Source organism: Paenibacillus sp. NPDC101420, assembly GCF_050277435.1.
In the GTDB taxonomy this organism is placed as follows: Bacteria; Bacillota; Bacilli; order Paenibacillales; family Paenibacillaceae; genus Paenibacillus_AQ.
This window is the reverse complement of the sequence record NZ_JBNNSE010000005.1, coordinates 384,552-404,332: the sequence shown is the minus strand read 5'-3', so window position 1 is coordinate 404,332 and position 19,781 is coordinate 384,552. Positions and strand designations below refer to the sequence as shown.

Genomic DNA, 19,781 nt, shown 5'->3' with positions numbered 1-19,781 from the left:
TTTTTTTCTTGTCCAAACTAGATTAAGCAGCGAATAAGGGTGGCACCACGGTCTCACGTCCCTTGCGGATGAGGCTTTTTTTGCGTTCTCGGAAACTTAGAAATGACATCAAACGGAGGTCTATATTATGAAAAAAGTAATGTCAGGCATTCAGCCAAGCGGTTCACTTACATTGGGGAACTACATTGGAGCACTGAAAAATTTTGTGAAGCTGCAAGATGATCATCAATGTTTCTTTATGGTTGTCGATATGCATGCAATCACTGTAGCACAAGATCCTGCGGCACTGCGTGAACAGTCAGAATCCGTAGCGGCCCTCTTTATTGCAGCAGGAATTGATCCTGCACGTTCTAATGTCTATATGCAGTCGCATGTGCCACAACACGCTGAACTGGGCTGGATCATGACGACACTTACAGCAATGGGCGAGCTGGAGCGTATGACCCAGTTTAAAGATAAATCATCAGGTAAAGATTCTGTTGGCGCTGGTTTATTCGTCTATCCTTCCTTGATGGCAGCAGATATTCTTGTTTATAATGCGGATCTTGTGCCAGTTGGAGAAGATCAAAAACAACATTTGGAGCTGACTCGTGATTTAGCTGGTCGCTTCAATAATCGTTTTGGCGAATTCTTTACCATTCCGGAGCCGTACATTCCAGAGGTGGGTGCACGTATTATGTCTCTGGATGATGGCACCAAAAAAATGAGCAAGAGCAATCCTAACGCAGGCAGCTACATTGCTCTGTTAGATTCACCGGACGTAATCCGTAAAAAAATCAGCCGTGCAACGACTGATTCAGGACGTGAAGTAATTTTTGATCCAGCTAATAAGCCAGAGATCAGTAATTTGATGAGTATTTATTCCGAATGTTCTGGAATGACACTCCAGCAAATTGCCGATCGTTATGAAGGGCAAATGTATGGCGGCTTTAAGAAAGATCTTGCTGAAGTGGTTGTATCTACGCTTGAGCCTTTACAACAAAGATATAATGAAATTCGTAGCTCGGGTGCGATTACAGATATTCTTGCTGAAGGTGCTGGTCGTGCACGTATTGTTGCAACTGAGACGTTGAATGGAGTTAAAGAGCGGATGGGATTTCTGCCAGCTCGTTAATCTAATCAGCGCTTAGGCTTTCCTGTTTGCGTCTGATCTTGGCCTTGAGGATAAATCCCCAGCCAATATTCATGACACAGAGAAACCCGAGCAGAAGTGCCAACCAAAAGCTATAACTGATCGCGATTGAAGCGGCAGTAAGAATAAGAATAGAAGAACAAGCGAACCAAAGTGAAAGTCCTTTACCCATTAAGAGAGCCTTCCTTTCTATGTCTGCTAAAATGAATCCCGGAGTATGATAATAATACTCCGGGATTTTTTGTGATTATAGAATAGATCTCTGCGTAAGTCTACAGTTTCATCGTAAAGAACCAGGGTCAATGGAAAATCGTTTGTCGAGCTTCTCGCTGCTAAGCCAACCTACATAAGTATTTAAAGGTCGATATTGATTGTCCATCACTAATACAGCCACAAACGGGTATTGTTTGCGATGTAAATAACGTACGTCCCCCCAGCGCACCATATATCCTGAAGGGAGTTCCTCGACTTCGGCTACTGCATAAGAGGTGAAGTATAGAAAGGACTGAATATCAGGGTGCGACTTGGAAATCTCCACAGCAGGATGAGTCGAGCATACAGCATGTTTGAACCATTCCAGTCGGTTATTGACTAACTGCCCAACATCATAGCTGCCATCTTTTTTCACCTTGACTACGTTCCAGCGCTTTAGTGAAATTGTAGGGATTACAATATAACGTTCGCCGGCACTATGATGTAAATCCTTAAGCTTAATATTACGCGTGAGACGTGCGTGAACGACGGTTCTCCAAATATAATAAAGAATAGTACAGGCATACAGTGTAATAAATAAAGGTTGCGGTGGAATGATCCCGGTGATCCAGAGAAGGATGGCTGCGATATGGCTACCAAATATAAATGGATCAAAAATGTGGATGATGTTCCATGCAATCCATTTCTCCGTGAATGGACGTGCAGCCTGAGTGCCATAGGTATTAAATAGATCAGAAAATACGTGAACACCTACACCAATGAAGCTCCAGAGCGCAATATGGCTTAGGGCTTGTAAATCAGTAAAACCAAATAAGGGGCCTAACACGAAGGAAATCAGCGCGGGCCACAGAATTAGAAAGGGTAGGGAATGTGTGATTCCTCGGTGATTTCTAATATACATTGCATTGTCCTTCAGTCGTAGCGCAGTATCGGCATCAGGAGCCTGAGAGGCGAGCACTGTTGCCAGCATAACAGCCCCGGCCAGTTTCGGATCAGAAGCAACGATGGGATCAACGAAGGAAAGCCCGGCTAAGCCTAGGCCCATAACTAAATGTGTAGCAGTATCCATTGGTCAGTTCTCCTTTGTTGTTCGGAAGTTCTCTATTTAATAATTACCCAAATACAGCCCTGGTTATTAAGGGGATTGAAATAAATACAAAATAAATATTGTCACGTAATTGTCGAATTCATGAACTTACTGTTCCATGACTGTCAAAGTCTTCACGGGTTTGTTATGATAAAGTTAACAGCGAAGTTAAAAAACTTCGGTTAGAACGTTACATGTTCGTTTAGAAGGAGGATCATTAGGTGTGGACAATCATATAACATTTCAAGCTTCTTCCGACTCTGCAGCCATGTCTGCAAAATCTCCACCGGAAGGTGCTAGCTGGCGTGATTTCATTGCTGTAACAAAACCCGGTATTATCCGATCTAACCTTATTGCCGCCTTTGCGGGATATTGGCTGGCCTCGGGTTGGGATGTTCATTACGGCAGATTAGTTCTGACTCTGCTCGGTACTATGCTGGTTATGGCTTCGGCCTGCGTTTTTAATAACTATTTCGACCGGGATCTGGACATGAAGATGGAAAGAACCCGTGAACGGGGGCTTCCTACAGGACGACTAAAACCAAACACTGTGTTATTATACGCCATTGGGCTTGGTATTGCAGGTTTGATCGTGCTGTTTGCTTTTTCAGGTATGCTTGCCGGTCTGTTTGGAATTGTTGGTATGTTCGTTTACGTAGTAGTATACACGCTTTGGTTGAAGCGGACATCAACATGGAGCACCTCCGTAGGTGCGATTTCTGGAGCAATGCCCCCGGTAATTGGTTATGTTGCGGTTTCAGGAACGGTTGATCTAGGCGCTTGGCTGATCTTTGCCATGTTGTTTCTATGGCAACCCCCTCACTTCTGGGCGTTGGGCATTAGACGTAAAGAAGAATATAGAGCGGCAGGATTTCCATTGTTACCTGTAGTTAAAGGGACGCGACGTACGAAATTTCAGATGATTCCTTATGTAGCCCTTTTGCTGCCTATTCCAGTGTTAATGTACGCCTACGATTACGCAGGCATATTTTTTCTAATCATTTCATCAGCGTTGTCCTTGGCTTGGTTAGTATTGACCTTGATGGGCTTTAAGGCTAAAGATGATGAAGTCTGGGCGAAGAAGAATTTCCTCTTCTCCATTAACTACCTGACAGTTAGTTTGATCGTACTTGTATTGAATACGATTCACGGTTAAGAAGAGGGAGGGTATACGTGTCCGTGCAAACCTTTAAGCGTTATAAATGGACTTGGCTTCTGCTAATACTTGCTTTGATTATGGCTGGTTATCTGGCAATTAACTCTTTGAATTTAGGAAAAGAGAAATTGCCAGTAATCGGAGAAGTGCAGGACTTTTCTCTTGAAAATGTGAATGGAGACCAGGTTACTCTGGCTGATACACAAGGTAAAGCACGGCTGGTATACTTCTTTTTTACACAGTGTCCGGATGTATGTCCTATAACTACGTTTTTGTTATCTCAGACACAGAAGATTCTGGTCGAGGATGGCAGTTTTGGTAAAGATACGGGGTTTGTTTCTATCTCTTTTGATCCGAAGAATGATACTCGGGAAGCTATTAAGACTTTTGCAGACCGGTTTCAGGCGAATTATGATGGATGGTATTTCTTGCGGGGGGATCAGGAAGAAGTTCGTAAGTTAGCGACGGATTCTTTTAAAGTACTAATCGCAGGGAATTCCAAAGAAAATTTCGTACATGCCAACCGTATAGCGTTAGTTGACCGGAACAATCAACTTCGTGCATTGTATGACGCAGGAGATACGGAGAACGTAACTCCTGAATTTCTTGCCGATCAGCTGACGGAATTGGCTCGGGAATAGAACATAAACATTAAAAACGCCTTTTTCGAATCCCTCTTTATTGAGCGGATAACGAAAAAGGCGTTTTTTTAAATATACGATAGTATAAGTTTCATGCTATACATTATCCTTATACTTGTTTCAGCTAAAATGGAAGTGGTTCAGGGTAGACGATGAAATCTTCCAATCCGGCTTTTTCGAGCTGAGTGATGTTGTATTCATCAGGCGTACCTTCCACACCAGCATATCCGCGACGAGTATAAATATGATCGGCATCAGGGAAGGCATCCCGGAGCACACTGCGTATTTTTTTGCCAGAGCTATCGTTATCCAAATAAAGGTATACTTCTCCATCTCCTACTTGTTGCCGGAGGGATTCTAATTTTAGTGTATTTAATGTACCAAAGGTACATAGGATTTCTACTTCCGGTACCAGCACGCGCCGTAATCTGCTGCGATCGTTCTTACCTTCGACAATAATCGTTATGGACATTAGCTGACAATCACCTCCGGGAATGGTCCAAGCTTCAGGCTCATTATAGTTTACCGAAGGATCGTCATTTTTAACAACTGTTTCTGCAGGAAAGTCTTCATTCCCCGGGAAATGTCGTAAAAGCAAAGAATCATGCGGCTCGCCCGTTCCATTTGGAAGTGAGGTTCGATAGTTTACCAGTGTTTTTAGGTGGAAGAAGAAGCAATGCTACCATTAGTAGTAGAAAGGCTATGAAGTAAGGAGAAACGAAGGACCTTAGCTGTCCAGCAGCCACGGGCCCAGCGAATGCACCGAGTGACATGGTTATCGACTGCATGGAGAAAGTCCGACCCATTCGCCCAGGGCCACCGAGACTAATAAAGAGTGATGCCATTGCAGGAAACAACACTCCTTTGGCTGCGCCGAGCATAAAAAGAATCGCAGCAGTCGGAATCCTGTGAAATGAGGCGAGTGCAAAGAAGCTGATGGCCATTCCCAGTAATGCTGCTGCTATTCTTCCCCCCGGAGAAAGACGGTTCAGGAAGAGCATGCTGAGCGTTACCAAAGCACCTAAACTGAGGAGTGACAGTAGGATACCAGTGGAAAGAATACTGTTGCTCCCTGTTTGAGATAGCGGGAGCTCGAAAAAGAGAACGCCTTGTGAACAGGAAACGAAAAAAGGTAAAAGGTAATACCGTTTGGATACCAGATCATCATCTTTCGTTGGTATAGAAGGTTTATCTGGAACTTTTAATGCTGATTGCGCTGAGCTTAGCGGCTTTAATATATGTCTCGAAGGTGCAGGTACACTAAAAAAAGCCATGATTCCTGTTGCGATAAGGAGCCATCCAAGTGTGGTGAAGGTGCCAGAGTAGCCGGCTTTTGCTACGATAAAAGCTCCCGCAGCAGGCGATACAACTGAAGCTAACGTATGAACGATACCATGTCCGGACATATATTTACCCTGCTCTGTGGCATCCGATGACAAAGAAGCGAGTAACGTCATACAGGCTGGAGAGAGGAAAGCGAGCACGAATCCACTTGCTGCTCTTAGCATCAGCAGATGCCATGGAAGCTGTACATGAGCTTGCAGCAGTAGGATAGCTCCCGCTGCGACAAGGCTGAAGACGATGTAGCGGCGGGAGCCATTACGATCGACTAGTACGCCTGCAAGCAGATTGCCGGGAAGGTGGGTCAACGAGTACATGCCCATCATCCAGCCAATAAAGGTGGGTCCCGCACCAAGAGAGATGGCAAAGGGCGTAAGGACGGGATACTGAGCATGTAAATCGAAGAACGCCAAAAAGAGAAATAAGTATAGCCACAGCGCAGTTTTCACAGGGAAACACCTCCGAGAGCCACCTACAGCACAAGTGAATGCAGGACGGCGTAATAATGAAGAACCAATTCTTAAGCACTACTTGTACTTTACGTGGGACAGAGAGGGCTTATACCGCTTTTTTAATTCCGCTAGTAGGTATACCTTTTACGGAGGGTGGAACCATGAATTATGATGGGTATTCATGTATAATAATTAATATTGGCGTTATGTCTATGGGAAGAGAGAATCCTTGGGACGAAACTAGGCGATAGGGGTGTTGTGAGATTGATGGATCCAGAGGTATGGTCACAGTTTATAAGGGAAAATTGGCTAGTTATTGTAATTGCGCTTGTCCTGCTGTTTGCGGTTGTTAATTTGGTTAAAACCGTTCTGAAATGGGCGATTGTCATCGTGATCGTTGTAGGTTTGTTCATCTATAGTGGTGTTACAATGGACCAAATTGGTAACGCTGTGAATAAGGTGGCAGATGGAACGGTAAGCACGCTAAAGAAGGAAGCGCAAGAGGTTATGCTTAAAGAAGCGCAGGATGCGAAGTACACTTCAAATGGAGACGGGACCTTTACGATTACAACGCCGAATATTGAAGTGAAGGGCGCAGCGGGTGAAGATAAAGTAGAGGTTACTTTCCGGGGTGTGAGTCTTGGGAAGTGGAGTGTTACAGATACGACAAAAACATTTATCGAGGAAGCCCGAAAACATCAATAACAGGCTTGGACTCAAAAATAAACAAGCGAGCAAGCACGCGACTGAAAGGAGAGAGCGGATATGATAAACGGATGGATGACTAGTGTGAGTGATGCTAATATCATCTCCATCGCCCTCCTGCTGGTTGTAGTCTTCTCTCTATTGCAAGGCTGGAGCAGAGGTTTCTCAAGCGCTACCGGAAGATTATTTGGGCTGCTGGGAACAGGATTATTTACTATAGCATCTTTGGTATTAGCTATCCCAGCTGCGGCCTACCTCAATCCCTATGTAGAGACTTGGGCATCGGGGATTAGTCTTCCTGATACGAAGCTTACACAGTGGCAGCAAATTTATTATACGGCGGTGTCTGTGTTATCAGAATCACCGCTGGTTCGATTTCTATTGTTACTCCTGATTTCTTATCTGTTAATTCGTATGCTCTTAGGACTGTTATCCATGTTGCTACCTTTTCCACAATTGCGGCGTACTAAGAAGTTTAAAGACAGAAAGATTACGCAGGTAAGCCGTATGGGAGGAGCAATGGTTGGATTAATTATCGGCTTAATGCGTAGTCTGGTAATTGTTCTTGCTCTTTTCATCTGTGTTGGATTAAATCCGGAGAGTGGATTTAGTCGTTATGTGGAGTCCTCTCCAATCTATAGTCAGAGCGCTGCTGCTGTATTTGAACCTATTGTTGGTGAGACTGTGCAGAAGAAACTTCCAATTCTGACGAAGACCGTTGCAGCAGAGATGAATGATATCCTTCGCAGAAAATATGAGGTTATCGATCATGAAATTCCTCAGGATATTATAGGAGCAGCAGAAGACATTGTTGGACAAGCGCAAGAAGAAGAGAAAAAAGCGAGACTTCTCTATGATTGGGTAGGTACACGCGTGACTTACGATTATGCTAAGGCTGACAATTATTTGCAAAACAGGGTCTGGCATGAACAGACACCACAGGATACATTCGACACTCGGCAAGGGGTGTGTATAGACTATGCCCGACTGTACGCTGTGATGGCTCGTTCACAGGGCTTGCAGGTACGGGTTGTAACAGGTCAGGGTTATGATGGGCGTGGCGGATATGGTGCACATGCTTGGAATGAAGTATATATAAGTGATCGGCAAGCTTGGATTCCGCTGGATCCGACTTGGGCTAGCAGTGGAGATTGGTTCAATCCGAAGGATTTTGATGAAACGCATATTAGGGAGAACGCCCTCTGAGTGAGGGCGTTGAACTCCTGGGGTGTGGTACAATAAACTCAAGTAACGTCAGTTCTAAATTAAATGCGAGGGCATGCTCACAATAAGCAGCTAAGAACTCACCTTCATCATAAGAGTAATGTCGCAGGCAAAGGGTTGTCAGACATTTTTTTAAAATATAAGAAAGTATAAGCTCTATACTTTATGTCTTATATTTCTCGCTTAAACACTTACCTTCCTTATAAGGACGGTCAATGCGTTTATGCTTGTAGAAGGGGAGAAAGCTGGTGAGTTTGTTTGGTAAGCAGCTCCCGCCTAAGGACGGGGTATCTTCAAGAAATTCTGTAGGTTTGAGACTGAATATTTTTTTCTTCGGCACTTTTTTTATTTTTTGTATTATTATCGTACGTCTTGCAGGTTTACAGTTTACTGAGGGAGCTCTGTTGAGTGAAGAAGAAACGAGCCGGGAAACGAAAATTGTTCCGCTCGCAGCGATGCGTGGGATTATTTTTGCTGCCGAAGGAGAGCAGATTGCCTATTCAACACCTACGGAGTCGCTTTACCTTACATTAACTAAAGATTACACAGCTAGAACGACAGATAAAGTAACGGGTGAGATCTCACTTACGGAAAAGGCGAAGAATAACTCCGATATGCTTGCGGCAAGGCTTGCGGCTGATTTTGCTAAATATGGAGATCCGAATGCACCGAAGCTGACGCAGCAAGATATCTTGGATTCATTAGATTTAGATTTCAAAAAGTATTTAGGTTATGTGCCGCGACGGATCAAGACTGGATTAATTCCAGAGGAAATAGCCTATTTCATGGAGCATAAAGACAATTATCCGGGGCTAACGATCGTGGAGGAGAGTGTTCGTCACTACGATAAAGATACGGTAGCGGTGCAGACAGTCGGCTTTGGAAAGCCGTTTAAATCGACTGAAGATATAGCGATGTATAAGAATGTCCGTAGTGAAATGAAAAAAGATTCTCCCCCTGGACTTATGTATAAAGCAGAAGAATATGTGGGGTTTGATGGTCTGGAAATGCAGTATCAACGAGAGCTACGAGGAGAAAATGGTTATCAGGTCATTTCGGTGACTCCTCAGAATATGGCTGAGAAGGTTGAACAGAACGTTGCTCCTGTAAAAGGTAATAATATTTGGATGACCATTAATAAGAAGATTCAGATGAAGACAGAACAGGCCATATTGGATCAGATTAAATGGCTGCATACCAATGCTGTTCAAGGTGAGACGCATCCAGATGCTTTAACCGGATACGCCGTAGCAATGGAAGTGGAGACTGGAAATATTGTCGCCATGGCAAGCATGCCGGATTACGATTCAAATGTATGGACTAAAGACTCCTTACCAACACCTGTTTGGAATAAAATAATGAATAATCATCTAAACGGTACGATTACTTCGAATTCATCTGGTAGATCAGGTCATGATTTTAGTTCACTTGTGTTTATGGGATCTACGATCAAACCATTAAGTGTGTTAATTGGTTTAAAGGAAGGTTTCTTTAATACCTCAACAACCTATTCAGATGTGGGCATTACTTATTTCGGTAAGGATAATAAATCATCCGTAAGAAATTCATCGGGTCACGTATATGGTTCACTAGATCCGGCCAAGGCGATTATGAATTCCTCTAATGTATTTATGATTGATATGGTGGGTAAGCAGCTTTACAAGAAATATCCGGGGGATAAAGGCATTGAGGTATGGGACAGATATATGAAAGAGTTCGGGCTGGGTGTATCTACGAAAAGTGGTCTCCCAGGTGAATCAGCGGGCCAGATTAACTATACTGATCTTAAGGCTGCAGGCAGCTCGCAGGCCGCACTTATTTATGCTTCTTTTGGCCAACAGGGCAGTTATACTACATTGCAGCTTGCCCAGTATGCTTCTACTCTTGCAAATGAAGGAGTGCGTATTAAGCCTCAACTCGTTAGCAAGATCACGGATGCGCAAGGTAAGGCGGTTAAGGAATTTCAAAGAGAAGTGCTTAATACGGTAACGTTTGACAAATCCTACTGGAAAGAGATCAAACAGGGGATGAGCAGTGAAGTTAGTGCCTTTGATGATTTTCCTTATGATTTTGCACGTAAGACAGGTACCTCTGAAAAAACAGACAGAAAAAATATAAACCGTGATAATGGGGTATTTATTGCATTTGCTCCGCGAGAAAATCCGAAGCTAGCCGTAGCGGTTGTTATACCAGAAGGGGGCTTTGGCTCCAAAAGCGCTGCTCCGGTGGCTCGTAAAATTTTTGACGCCTATGATTGGGAGTATGGGCTCGATGGTGTGCCAAAAAAGAATGTTGCTCCTGCGTCAGACCCCGTTCAAAAATAATTAGAGAAAAAGGAGAGAAATAAACTGTGAGTTTTTTTCGTAAGCAGGCCTCACCTCCAGATGAGACCAACAGTAAAAGTTCCATAGGCCTGCGACTCAACGTGTTTTTCTTTAGCACGTTTGTTATATTTTGCGTAATTATTATACGCCTGGCTGTGTTGCAATTCGTGGAAGGACCAACTTTAACTGAAGTGGAGACAAGCAGAGATACCAAAAATGTACCCCTTGCATCCATGAGAGGTGTAATTTATGCTGCTGAAGGTGAGAAGTTAGCGTACTCTACACCGGTTCAATCGCTGTATATTACGCTCAATAAGGAGTATACCGCTAAGCAAACAGATAAAAATACCGGTAAAACTACCCTAACTCCAGAAGCTAAAGCCAAGTCAGATGCATTGGCAGCCAAGCTGGTAACTGATTTCAATAAATATGGTGATCCAAAAGCTGAGAAGATGACAGAAGAAGATGTTATTGACGCACTGGATTTATATTTCCGGAAATCACTTGGCTTTATGGCACGGCGAATTAAGGCGGACCTGACTACTCAGGAAGTAGCCTATTTCATGGAACATAAGGGAGAATACCCAGGCCTTGAAATTGTCGAGGAAAGCATTCGTCATTACGATAAAGATACGGTTGCCGTACAGACGATAGGTTATATCAAGCCTTTTAAATCAGCAAACAGCCTTAATATTTATAAGAATATCTTAAATGCTATGAAGAACAATCCGGAGCCAGGACTAACTTACAAGGACGATGAATTTGTCGGATTTGACGGCCTGGAGCTGCAGTATCAGAGAGAGCTTCGGGGACAAAACGGCTATCAGGAAATCTCCGTCAATCCACAGAACATGGCAGAAAAAGTCGAACGTGTAGTCCCTCCTGTGAAAGGCAATGACGTCTGGACAACCATTAATAAGAACATTCAGATGAAGACAGAGCAGGCGATTATGGATCAGATTAAGTGGCTGCATTCCAATACTGTACAGGGTAAAACGCATCCTAATGCTTTAACTGGTTACGCTGTAGCGATGGAAGTCGATACGGGGAATATCGTAAGTATGGCGAGTATGCCGGACTACGATACGAATATTTGGACATCGGGATCCTTATCCACTGATGTTTGGAACAGTATTATGGACAACTATCAGAACGGTACCATTAATCCGATTTCTTCAGGGACGTCAGGTAATGGACTTAGGTCTGTACTGCTATTAGGTTCAACGATTAAACCTTTGAGCGTACTCGTGGGTTTGAATGAAGGTCTCTTTACAACCTCAACTTACTATCCGGATAGAGGTTTCGCGACTTTTGGTAAAACAGGTCATGAAACTAAGGTAAGAAACTCTGGAGGACATGTGTACGGTTCTATGGACCCTGCAAGAGCGATTGAGAAATCCTCGAATGCGTTCATGGTGGATATGATCGGTAAACGATTGTATGACAAATACAAAAGCAAAGGCGTAGATATCTGGGATAGGTATATGAAAGAGTTTGGACTTGGTGTATCCACGGGAAGTGGTCTGCCAAATGAATTCTTAGGACAGATTAACTATACCAATATAGAGGCTGCGGGTAGTGCCCAAGCGGCACTTGTATATGCTTCTTTCGGCCAACAAGGTAGTTATACGGTGTTGCAGCTTGCCCAATACGTAGCTACACTTGCTAATGAAGGACAGCGGATCAAACCTCAGCTAGTTAGCAAGATTACAGATGCTGACGGAAAAGTAGTCAAGGAGTTCGGTCGTGAGGTAATAGATGAAGTAACAGCCTTCGATAAATCCTACTGGAAAGAAATTCAACAGGGTATGCGAAGTGAAGTTAGTGCTTTTTCTGATTTCCCTTATGATTTTGCTCGTAAGACGGGAACATCCCAACAAGTGGCGAAGGGTCAAATTCGCGATAATGGTGTATTTATTGCCTATGCCCCACGAAATAATCCTAAGCTGGCAGTAGCCGTAGTCATTCCAGAAGGGGGCTTTGGTTCCCAGAGTGCTGCGCCGGTCGCACGTAAAATTTTTGATGCTTATGATTGGGAATATGGACTTGATGGCGTTCCGAAGAAGAGCCTACAGTCAGGTAATAATACGAATGATCCTGCGAATGAAGGAACGACTACAGGTACTCAGTAACTTTGACTCTAAGGGAATAATGATTAAAAATAAACAGCTGCTCTATTGAGAGCATAAAAGAATGGAGGGGTGGCAATGACTGCCAAATACCGCCTGCTTGCTTTGGATATGGATGGAACCCTACTGAATGATGAACAGATTATTACACCTACAACGGTGAAATGGCTTCAAAAGGCGGTCGACGCAGGCGTTCATGTCTGTCTGTCGACAGGCCGGGCTTTTACAAGTGCATTTCCATATGCTGAGCAGCTTGGACTAGAAACACCTATGATTACTGTGAACGGTAGTGAGGTATGGCGAGCTCCACATGAAATTTATCGGCGATCATTGATGGACCCTATGCTGGTACAGCAAATGTATGAACTTGCTAAAGAAGATGACATCTGGTTCTGGGCCTATTCTACGGAAAAAGTCCACAAACAGGATAACTGGGATGGGGATGTAACGGGTAAAGAATGGCTTAAATTCGGTTATCACACCGAAGATGATGAGCTTCGTCATAAGCTGCTGCTTCGTCTTCAAGATATGGGTGGATTGGAGATTACGAACTCCTCTCCACATAACCTGGAGATTAACCCTCTAGGAGTGAATAAAGCAGCCGGAATCATGGAAGTCTGTAAGCTGCTAGGACTAGACATGTCCCAAGTTATAGCGGTTGGTGACAGCCTCAATGACCTTGCAGCGATTCAGCAGTCAGGGCTTGGGGTTGCCATGGGCAACGCTCAGGAGACGGTTAAAGAAGAGGCTGACGTTGTGGTGGCTTCTAATAATAATGATGGAATTGCAGAAGTCATTCAAAAATATATTTTTAATGAAGCTATTGCGAAGTGAATCCATAGAGCATATTTGCTATTAGGAGGTTAAGTGTTGACGATCCTGGGTTGGATTCTTATTATTGCTTTATTTGCCGTAGGGCTAGCGGGGGCTGTGTACCCTATACTGCCGGGTGCGCTTGCGATTTATCTTGCCTTTTTCGTATATGGCTGGTTCTTTTCTTTCGAGCCTTTTGGTGCCTGGTTCTGGATCATTCAAACGCTGATCGTTGTAGTTTTATTTATTGCTGATTACGTTGTAGGGGCTTGGGGCGTTAAGAAATTTGGCGGCTCACGTTCATCGATTATCGGGAGTACGATTGGGCTAATCATTGGTCCTTTTGTAATCCCAGCCTTTGGACTTATTATTGGTCCGTTTCTGGGTGCCTTTATAGGAGAATTGATCGTGGGTTCTTCACCAGCTAAAGCTGCCAAAGTAAGTGTAGGATCAATACTTGGGTTGTTTAGTAGTACTGTTGTCAAAATTGTGCTACAAATTATTATGGTCGTCCTCTTTTTTATATGGGTCGTCCGGTTTTAATTTTAACAGTGAAGAAGGGGAAATGGTTTGTCCAAGAAAGAGTCTTTCGTAAAAGGCACGCTTATCCTTGCTGCTGCAGCTTTGGTGGCAAGGGTACTCGGGCTTGTTCAGCGGGTGCCGCTGGATCATATTTTTGATGATGTGGGGAGAGCATCATTTGGGGTATCGAACAATATCTATTTAATGCTGCTCACCGTGGCTACAGCAGGTATTCCAAGTACGCTCAGTAAAATGGTCTCCGAGCGGTACGCTCTGAATCGTCCTGAAGAGGCGAGACAAGTGTATCATGCAGCATTGCTGTTTTCAGTAGCAGCAGGGGTAATCATGACGGCCTTGCTGTACATAGGCGCTCCGTTCTATGCGACACATATTGCTGATGTACCTGAATCAGCGATGGCAGTTAGGGCTATTGCACCTGCGCTTTTACTTTTTCCGGCAATTGCCATGATGCGTGGATATTTTCAAGGGCGCAACAACATGATGGCTGGTGGTATTTCACAGATTGTAGAGCAGTTCGCTCGCGTACTAGTCGCTATTTTACTAGCTTATATTCTATTACAGCAGGGGTATAACAATACAACTATAGCTGCGGGAGCATCCTTCGGTAGCGTAATTGGTAGTATTGCAGCATTTGGTGTCATGATTTATTTTGCAATCAAGCTGCGCCGAGAGGATAAACAGCAAGGATTAAATTACAACACCACTCAAAAATTGCCGATTTGGGGAATTTACAAAGATATTTTTACACTATCAATTCCGATCGTGCTCTCTTCACTTACGATTCCCGTAGTGAATGTGATTGATACTTCTTTGGCTGTTCCACTGCTTATTGATCAGATGGGCAGAGAGAGTGCAACAGCAGCTTTGGGTATACTAACCACGCGTGCTCAAAGTGTGGCCGGAATTCCGCCGGTACTAGCCATTGCGCTAGGTACCTCGCTGATTCCGATCATTTCAGCTGCCTATGCCCGTCGTGATGAGGGACACTTGAAGAAGCAAATTACACTTGCTTTGCGGATTTCTATCCTGACAGGGATGCCAATTGTGTTGGCACTTGTGGCAGCAGCTTATTCTGTAAACGGGTTATTGTTCAGCAGCTTGGACGGAAGCGGAATTGTGGCGATGCTTACGATTGGAACGATCTTTCAGATCACCATGATGACAACGAACTCCATCTTGCTCGGTATGGGCAAATCACGCATTTCAATGTATTATGTGCTAGTGGGTATTATTGTTAAATTAGTCGCAAGCTTCTTACTAAGTAAGATATTTGGGATCTACGGGATTATCGGCGCAACAGCACTTTGTTTCGTAGTTATTACTATTCTTAACTTACGGATGCTGAAATCCATTGTACCTTTCGAAATTATGGGTAAACGGTGGGGCGGCTTCGCAATTGCGGTTCTGGTGTCCGGTGGTATTGGTTTTGGACTTAACCAAGCTGGAATTCTGTTAACAGATCTAATGCCTGCACGTCTGGCATTTCTGATCACTTGTCTTGTTGTAGGGGCCGCAGTTGTTGTTATTTATCTGGTCATGCTAATTGTACTGGGTGTGCTTACTAAACAGGAAATCTCCAGTTATCCGCGTGCATTGCAGAAATTGCTCCATCCGCTGATGAAATTGCAGCCTGCGCGTGTTCGTATGAGAGAATAAGTTTGACTTCTGCATGACATTTTGCTTCACTTAAAGAATAGAAATTTGACAGATATGGAAGAAAGGACTGAACAAGCTATGGACAAAATTAGTTCTCCTGCTGAATTTCAGGTAGCCATTCAATCTCCTCGATTAACTGTAGCCATCTTCAAGGCGGACTGGTGCTCGGATTGTAAATTTATCGATCCTTTTATTCCTGAGGTAGAGCAAGCCTATGCAGATCGTCTAACGCTGGTTGAGGTTGACGTTGATGCTGTGGGTGACGTTAGTCAGGAACAAAATATTATGGGTATTCCAAGCTTTGTCGCGTATTCCGATGGACGTGAATTGGTTAGATTCGTTAATAAATTACGTAAATCCCGCGAGGAAATTGAGAATTTCCTGGATAAAGCGGTTCAAGTGCATCAAAGCCTTCAACAGTAATTCCGGAAAACCACCGCTTTCGCCTGTTCGAGCAAAAGCGGTGGTTTTTTAAGATGCTTCTTCATTACTAAAAACTGCGGGTGATATTTTTGTCGACAAATCAGTTGAAATGGCTTAGTTATCTTACTTGCCTTATCATGTTCCTCGCTGTACTAGGGGGAGCGGTTGTAACGAAGACTGGATCGGGATTGGAATGTGGAAATGAATGGCCGCTCTGTCATGGGAAATTGATTCCGGCCTATACTGTAGGCTCGATGATTGAATACACCCATCGCTTGTTTAGCGGATTGGCAGGGTTATTGTCACTTGCCTCGATGATTGCCTTTTGGCGTTATGCTCGAAATCGGCGGGACTTGTTAGTATATGCATTCATGACGTTGCTATTTGTAATTGTTCAAGGTGGTATGGGAGCGCTTGCAGTGATTAAATCCCAATCTGCTGCTGTAATGGCACTACATATGGGCTTTTCTTTGATCGCTTTTTCAAGTTCTCTAATGCTGGCTCTAGGAACTAAAAGGCGACATGAAGCAGGTGAGTACGATCCTAAGATGGAGCTTCAGAAGCAACCCGTCAGTAAGGCTTTCCGCAATTTAACCTGCTTTACGGCCTTTTATTCCTATGTTGTTGTTTATATTGGAGCCTTTGTTAGTCATACGGATTCGCGCGGTGGATGTTCTGGCTGGCCGCTCTGTAACGGTGAATGGGTTCCCGAGCTTTCCGGGGGAGTAGGTATTGTTTTTACGCACCGGATTGCGGCTTTGATCTTATTCATTCTTACTGCGGTGCTTGGACATTTAGCTTTTTGGAAACATAAGGATTACCCAGAGCTAAGAGCTCTTGGCGTAGCGGCTGTTCTGCTGTGCTTGATGCAGGTATTTAGTGGAGCTGCTGTTGTTTACACACTAGATAATGAAAGATTGTACATATTTGCCGCTTTGGCTCATATTTTGTTGATCGCTAGTTTGTTTGGTGTCTTATGTTATATGAGTGTAAGAGTCTGGCAGCTGAATCGCGCGAGAAATGTAGTTGTTGAAAAAAATCCAACGAATCCAATGACACCGTTGTAACACCCTTGGTAGAAAGTTCCCACCGTGGATAGAGTCGCTTTACCTGCGGAATAATAAAGTGGAAATCGGTATATCGTGGTGCTGGACAAAACTTTAGGAGGACTGGGATATGCTGCGGGTTATACTTGGAGAGCCGCCTCGAAAGAACAGCGGTGTATTGGCTGACGCGATGGAGAACATGGCCACATTTGCAGCCTTACTGCGCAAGGAAATGAACGCTCATGAGGATAATGACCATGAATACCGCAAGCTGGAGATTTGGACACGTGGACTGATCTCCTCATTGGATGAATTGGAGCAAAGCTGGTTCGCAGCTGCTTTTTACCGGAAATCGGTAATCGCTGGTTATATGGACGATATGTCACCAGTGGAACAAGGCGATTATGCGCGGTATGTTTATTTTTATAAAGATGGATTTATTCGTGTGTTCTCTCTTCTGGACAAGCTTGGGACGGTACTGAATCATTTTTATGACCTCAAAACCTCCAAATTAAAAACGCACTTTTCTTATTTTACAGTACTGCGTCAACTTCAGTTATTGAATGTGCATCCTGCATTAGCGGATCAACTGGAACAGATCAAGAACTCTTATCGTGATCCACTGGAGAATCTACGCAAGCGTAGAAATGCTGAAATTCATTATATGAATTCCGAAATGCAGGATGATTTATGGCAGCGACATCAAGGCTTGCATGACAAAATTCAGCTTGAGGATTTAGATAGCCATCTTGAGGATTTAAAGCAGTCCCTTGAAATGAACTGTAAAACATTAATCGCGGCATTCAGCTACAGCAATGAACAGCTGCGTAAGGAAATAAGCAAGGCAAAGCGTGTACAATCCTAAGCGTTCAAGATATTTCCTTTTGACAAAAAACAAGAAACTTACTATACTTATGCTTGCATTAAAGTCTGTACGAATTCAAACATAAAATTTCATACTCTATATCTTATCGAGAGTGGCGGAGGGATAGGCCCGATGAAGCCCGGCAACCGATTTGTATACAGCGCGATTAGCGTTTTGTACAAATGTCATGGTGCTAATTCCTACAATGACGCAAGGTTTGTGGTCGTTGGCAGATGAGAAGGCATTGTCTAAATAAACACACAGAGCCTCTTGCGATCTGCATCGATCGTCGGAGGTTTTTTTGTATGGAATAAGTGAATTATAAAGGGGGCGACGAGCGTTGATTAATCTAAAAGGAATAACAAAGGTATATGGAAAAGGCAGCCATGCGGCTACAGCACTTTCCGGATTGAATTTGTCTATCGAAAAAGGTGAAATATTCGGAGTTATTGGCCATTCTGGAGCGGGGAAAAGTACATTGATCCGTTGCATTAATCTGTTGGAGCGTCCGACAGAAGGGGAAGTTTGGGTAGATGGCATTGAACTAACCAAGCTTACTCAAGGTCAGCTGCAGGAACAACGGCGCAAAATTGGGATGATTTTTCAACATTTCAATCTGCTATCTTCTGCGACGGTGTACGATAACATTGCTTTTCCTCTGCGACTCACAGGCACTTCGAGAGCAGATATTGATACTAAAGTGAAAGATTTGCTTGCCTTAGTGGGGCTTGAAGAACACCGGGATAAATACCCCTCCCAATTATCAGGCGGACAAAAGCAGCGGGTCGGCATCGCACGGGCACTTGCCAGCGACCCTGATGTGCTGCTGTGTGACGAAGCAACCTCTGCGCTTGATCCACAAACGACAGACTCTATTCTTAAGCTATTGCTCGATATTAATAAACGATTCCATCTGACCATTGTGCTGATCACTCACGAAATGCACGTGATTCAGAGCATCTGCGACCGTGTTGCGGTCATTCATGGTGGTGGTATCGTTGAGCAAGGTAAAGTCACGGAGGTATTCCTGAAGCCGCAGCATGAGGTCACTCGCGATTTCATTCGCAGTGAATCACAGAATGAGGGGCCCCTTCGTACGGCGCTTGACGCTGCTGCTGGGGACAACTCTCAGGCCGTCAAAATTACTTTTTTCGGAGAGAAGACCTACGGCTCTGCACTTTCCAATGTAGTACGTGAGACAGGTGTTAGCTTCGCCATTCTGCATGGTACCATTTCAACGATAAAAGACGTACCTTATGGACAAATGATTGTTCGATTCGAAGGTCCAGCTGAAGCGATCGCTGTGACGATAGCCGAACTAACCGCTCAAGGCCTTGAAGTGGAGGTGATTTCGTAATGAATTTCGCAGACTTAAACTGGCAAGAAATGATGGATGCTACAGTTGCTACCTTGCAAATGTTAATATTCTCTGGATTGTTCACAATTATTCTTGGTTTACCACTCGGAATTCTATTGTATTTATGGGGAAGATCGAATAGTATAGTAATCAGAGTAATTTACTCGGTCTTATCGTTCGTTGTAAACATCCTACGTTCGGTACCGTTTATCATTTTGATGGTAGCATTAATTCCATTTAGCAAAGCCGTTGTTGGAACTTCCATCGGAGTACTCGGTACGATTCCACCGCTCGTGATTGGTGCAGCTCCATTCTTTGCTCGCTTGGTGGAAACGGCATTAAGAGAAGTGGATCGTGGAGTAATCGAAGCGGCGCAAGGGATGGGAGCATCCACGAATCAGATCGTTATGCGTGTTCTTTTGCCAGAGGCTCGTCCAGGTCTTCTCTCTGGGGTAACGATCACACTGGTTACATTGGTCTCCTATACGGCAATGTCCGGGATGGTAGGCGGCGGCGGGCTAGGGGATCTAGCGATTCGTTACGGATATTACCGATATGAGAAGGAAGTTATGATTATCTCTGTAGTCTTGATGGTCATACTGGTGCAACTGCTACAAATGGCCGGTGATCGACTAGTACGACATTTCACACGGAAATAAGGTACGTCCATATAT

The 19,781-nt window shown here is 44.0% G+C and carries 19 protein-coding genes, 1 riboswitch and 1 other annotated feature (1 of these 21 only partly in view); of the genes, 15 read left to right on the top strand and 4 right to left on the bottom strand.

Going from position 1 to position 19,781, the window contains the following annotated elements:
* Positions 1–66: a binding site (T-box leader), on the top strand; it begins 174 nt to the left of the window's first position.
* 61 nt (positions 67–127) lie between these two features.
* Positions 128–1,114 (top strand): tryptophan--tRNA ligase, encoded by a 987-nt coding sequence (gene trpS, locus ACQKMP_RS22305; protein WP_042191616.1) that lies wholly within the window; start codon positions 128–130, stop codon positions 1,112–1,114.
* 1 nt (position 1,115) lies between these two features.
* Here the strand turns inward: trpS and ACQKMP_RS22300 are convergent, their stop codons facing one another.
* Positions 1,116–1,304 carry a hypothetical protein gene (locus tag ACQKMP_RS22300; protein WP_042130914.1) on the bottom strand — a complete coding sequence of 63 codons (189 nt, stop codon included), beginning with the start codon at positions 1,302–1,304 and terminating at the stop codon, positions 1,116–1,118.
* A 108-nt stretch (positions 1,305–1,412) separates the two neighbouring features.
* A complete protein-coding gene (locus ACQKMP_RS22295; RefSeq protein ID WP_042191614.1) occupies positions 1,413–2,414 on the bottom strand; it encodes a metal-dependent hydrolase in 1,002 nt (333 codons plus the stop codon).
* Between the two features lie 241 nt (positions 2,415–2,655).
* On the opposite strand from ACQKMP_RS22295, the gene cyoE reads away from it, so the two are divergent.
* Together cyoE and ACQKMP_RS22285 are read left to right on the top strand one after the other, a co-directional pair.
* Positions 2,656–3,588, top strand: a complete 933-nt coding sequence (cyoE, locus tag ACQKMP_RS22290) for a heme o synthase (protein ID WP_042191612.1) — start codon at positions 2,656–2,658, stop codon at positions 3,586–3,588.
* Positions 3,589–3,605: 17 nt separating this feature from the next.
* Positions 3,606–4,229, top strand: a complete 624-nt coding sequence (locus ACQKMP_RS22285) for an SCO family protein (protein WP_427471108.1) — start codon at positions 3,606–3,608, stop codon at positions 4,227–4,229.
* Between the two features lie 124 nt (positions 4,230–4,353).
* Here the strand turns inward: ACQKMP_RS22285 and ACQKMP_RS22280 are convergent, their stop codons facing one another.
* Both ACQKMP_RS22280 and ACQKMP_RS22275 read right to left on the bottom strand, forming a co-directional pair.
* The gene (locus ACQKMP_RS22280; RefSeq protein ID WP_042191609.1) at positions 4,354–4,701 is read right to left on the bottom strand and encodes a DNA primase; all 348 of its coding nucleotides are present in this window, start codon (positions 4,699–4,701) and stop codon (positions 4,354–4,356) included.
* A gap of 130 nt (positions 4,702–4,831) precedes the next feature.
* Positions 4,832–6,019: an MFS transporter gene (locus tag ACQKMP_RS22275; RefSeq protein ID WP_427471106.1), complete on the bottom strand. Its 1,188-nt coding sequence runs from the start codon at positions 6,017–6,019 to the stop codon at positions 4,832–4,834.
* 270 nt (positions 6,020–6,289) lie between these two features.
* On the opposite strand from ACQKMP_RS22275, the gene ACQKMP_RS22270 reads away from it, so the two are divergent.
* From ACQKMP_RS22270 to ACQKMP_RS22215, 12 genes are all read left to right on the top strand, one after another.
* On the top strand, positions 6,290–6,727 hold the full coding sequence (locus ACQKMP_RS22270) for a hypothetical protein (RefSeq protein ID WP_042191604.1): 438 nt from the start codon (positions 6,290–6,292) through the stop codon (positions 6,725–6,727).
* Positions 6,728–6,787: 60 nt separating this feature from the next.
* Positions 6,788–7,933: a transglutaminase-like domain-containing protein gene (locus tag ACQKMP_RS22265; protein ID WP_339243427.1), complete on the top strand. Its 1,146-nt coding sequence runs from the start codon at positions 6,788–6,790 to the stop codon at positions 7,931–7,933.
* Between the two features lie 266 nt (positions 7,934–8,199).
* The gene (locus ACQKMP_RS22260) at positions 8,200–10,275 is read left to right on the top strand and encodes a peptidoglycan D,D-transpeptidase FtsI family protein (RefSeq protein ID WP_427471104.1); all 2,076 of its coding nucleotides are present in this window, start codon (positions 8,200–8,202) and stop codon (positions 10,273–10,275) included.
* A gap of 26 nt (positions 10,276–10,301) precedes the next feature.
* Positions 10,302–12,407, top strand: a complete 2,106-nt coding sequence (locus tag ACQKMP_RS22255) for a peptidoglycan D,D-transpeptidase FtsI family protein (protein ID WP_427471102.1) — start codon at positions 10,302–10,304, stop codon at positions 12,405–12,407.
* Positions 12,408–12,482: 75 nt separating this feature from the next.
* Positions 12,483–13,238, top strand: coding sequence for a Cof-type HAD-IIB family hydrolase (locus ACQKMP_RS22250; RefSeq protein WP_427471100.1), 756 nt, complete (start codon positions 12,483–12,485; stop codon positions 13,236–13,238).
* Between the two features lie 36 nt (positions 13,239–13,274).
* Positions 13,275–13,760, top strand: a complete 486-nt coding sequence (locus tag ACQKMP_RS22245) for a DUF456 domain-containing protein (protein WP_042191598.1) — start codon at positions 13,275–13,277, stop codon at positions 13,758–13,760.
* Positions 13,761–13,787: 27 nt separating this feature from the next.
* Positions 13,788–15,416: a putative polysaccharide biosynthesis protein gene (locus ACQKMP_RS22240; RefSeq protein ID WP_042191597.1), complete on the top strand. Its 1,629-nt coding sequence runs from the start codon at positions 13,788–13,790 to the stop codon at positions 15,414–15,416.
* Positions 15,417–15,494: 78 nt separating this feature from the next.
* Positions 15,495–15,839, top strand: a complete 345-nt coding sequence (locus tag ACQKMP_RS22235; protein ID WP_042194485.1) for a thioredoxin family protein — start codon at positions 15,495–15,497, stop codon at positions 15,837–15,839.
* Between the two features lie 89 nt (positions 15,840–15,928).
* A complete protein-coding gene (locus ACQKMP_RS22230; protein WP_042191594.1) occupies positions 15,929–16,906 on the top strand; it encodes a COX15/CtaA family protein in 978 nt (325 codons plus the stop codon).
* 109 nt (positions 16,907–17,015) lie between these two features.
* Positions 17,016–17,750, top strand: coding sequence for a Cthe_2314 family HEPN domain-containing protein (locus ACQKMP_RS22225; RefSeq protein ID WP_042191592.1), 735 nt, complete (start codon positions 17,016–17,018; stop codon positions 17,748–17,750).
* 100 nt (positions 17,751–17,850) lie between these two features.
* Positions 17,851–17,990, top strand: a riboswitch (SAM riboswitch).
* A 100-nt stretch (positions 17,991–18,090) separates the two neighbouring features.
* Positions 18,091–19,107: a methionine ABC transporter ATP-binding protein gene (locus tag ACQKMP_RS22220; RefSeq protein ID WP_076300346.1), complete on the top strand. Its 1,017-nt coding sequence runs from the start codon at positions 18,091–18,093 to the stop codon at positions 19,105–19,107.
* Positions 19,107–19,766, top strand: a complete 660-nt coding sequence (locus tag ACQKMP_RS22215) for a methionine ABC transporter permease (RefSeq protein ID WP_427471095.1) — start codon at positions 19,107–19,109, stop codon at positions 19,764–19,766. Before ACQKMP_RS22220 ends, ACQKMP_RS22215 begins: the two co-directional genes overlap by 1 nt.
* Positions 19,767–19,781 lie beyond the last annotated feature (15 nt).